This window comes from Mesorhizobium sp. M7A.F.Ca.CA.002.09.1.1 (assembly GCF_003998555.1).
Lineage (GTDB): Bacteria > Pseudomonadota > Alphaproteobacteria > Rhizobiales > Rhizobiaceae > Mesorhizobium > Mesorhizobium ciceri.
The window spans coordinates 1-1,636 of record NZ_RZRR01001081.1 but is presented as its reverse complement, the minus strand read 5'-3'; the positions used below and the strand labels follow the sequence as shown (position 1 = coordinate 1,636).

The following is a 1,636-nucleotide window of genomic DNA, read 5'->3' as shown; positions in this document are numbered from 1 at the left end:
GCCTGGATCGAAACCGTCGCCGGGCGGCGGGCAAGCTGGTCCGCGCCGATATCGATGCGGATCAGGTTGGCGGGCAGGACGAAGCCGCCATCGCTGTAGCCGTCATAGTCGGTCGGGCCGAATTCGGTGCCGGCGGCAATCACCAGGTCGGCGTCGGCCATCAGCGCCCGTACTGTCTTCAGGCTGGGACTGGCCGGCACGCAAAGCGGATGACCATGCAGCAGGCCGCGCGCATTGGTGGTCTGGACGACCGGCGCCCCCAGCCGTTCGGCCAGACGCCGCAGTGGCGCTTCGGCGCGTTTGGCGCCGCCGCCGACCAGGATCAGCGGGCGGCGCGCTGCACTGATGAGTTTGGCCGCGTTGGCAATTGCGACACCTTCCGGCACGGGCGGCGTCACATTGCTCAGCATGGCAGCGATGCCATCCGCCGGCTTGACCATGACGTCGGTCGGGATCTCGATATGCACCGGGCCGGGCCGGGCCGATGAAAACAGGGCGAAGGCCTGCGCCAGCGCGCCGGGCAATTCGCCAGCCTCGGTAACGCGCTGCGAAAACAGCGCCACCTTCTCCATCATGCCGCGCTGATCCGGCAATTCGTGCAGATGGCCCAGCCCCTTGCCCAGCGTCGGCGTGGCGTTGACGCCTGAGATCACCAGCATCGGCACCGAATCGGCACGTGCCTGCCCCATGGCGGTGATGGTGTTGGTCAGCCCCGGTCCGGTGATGACGAAGGCGACGCCCGGTCTGCCGCTGGCGCGTGCGTAGCCATCGGCCATGAAGCCGGCGCCCTGTTCGTGACGCGGTGTGACGTGGCGGATCTTGGAGCGCGCTAGCCCGCGGTAGAGTTCTACCGTGTGGACGCCGGGAATCCCGAAGACCGTGTCGACGCCATGGGCTTCGAGCAGCGAAATGAGCGCTTCGCCGAGTGTCGTCATTGGTTTTCCTCCCCTTCCGGCGCGAGGCCTAGTTCGGCCTCGACGGCCTTGATGCCGATCGCCGCCAATTCGCCGGGCGAGAACATCTCGCCGGCCAGGCAGCCTTCGATCCAGAGTCCGTCGATGATCGCATTAATCGCGATGGCATGGTGGCGCAATTGGCTTGCGTCCGATTTGCGCCGTTCGGCGGCGAGCACCTCGGCCACAACCGCTTCCACCTCATTGCGAAAACCAAGGTAGCCTTCGCGGTGGGCGTGGGCCAAGGTCGGATCCGCTCTGGCGCGGCCGATGAAGGTTGCCCAGAGCGAAAACACCCGCGCGTCGATAATCGGCGCATTGAGGTTGGCGGTGACGAAAGCCGCAAGGCGCTGGCGAGGCGAGGCATTCTCCATGACCAAAGCCGCTTTCGCCTGCTCGGTCATGCGGCCCATCAGCGCTGCATAGGCTTCCTGCAGCAATTCTTCCTTGCCGGGAAAATAGTGCCGGATCAGCCCGGCGGTGACGCCGGCACGCAATGCGATGGTGCGCAAGGTGGCGCCCTGCAGGCCATGTTCCGCCACACTGTCCAGAGTGGCCTCGATCAGATCCTGCCGCCGCCGCTCCTCGCCCTCGCGACGGAACCTGCGGCGGGATGGCATATTCATTGGCGCAGGATCGGTCGCGTCAGGCATGTCGGCCCGCCCTCGCAGGCGATGCAGAGC

Annotated in this window: 3 protein-coding genes; 1 reads left to right on the top strand and 2 read right to left on the bottom strand. The window is 66.5% G+C overall.

All coding sequences use genetic code 11. The annotated features are described in order from the left end of the window. Together EN994_RS30440 and EN994_RS30435 are read right to left on the bottom strand one after the other, a co-directional pair. On the bottom strand, positions 1-935 hold a 935-nt coding region (locus EN994_RS30440; protein ID WP_245466127.1), incomplete at its 3' end, for a thiamine pyrophosphate-binding protein. Beyond that, a complete protein-coding gene (locus tag EN994_RS30435; RefSeq protein ID WP_245466128.1) occupies positions 932-1,519 on the bottom strand; it encodes a TetR family transcriptional regulator C-terminal domain-containing protein in 588 nt (195 codons plus the stop codon). The genes EN994_RS30435 and EN994_RS30440, both read right to left, overlap by 4 nt. Here EN994_RS30435 and EN994_RS36495 point away from each other — a divergent pair. Continuing rightward, positions 1,415-1,636 (top strand): hypothetical protein (locus EN994_RS36495; RefSeq protein WP_245466129.1); only part of this gene is annotated, 222 nt, incomplete at its 3' end. The two genes, EN994_RS30435 and EN994_RS36495, sit on opposite strands and share 105 nt — an antisense overlap.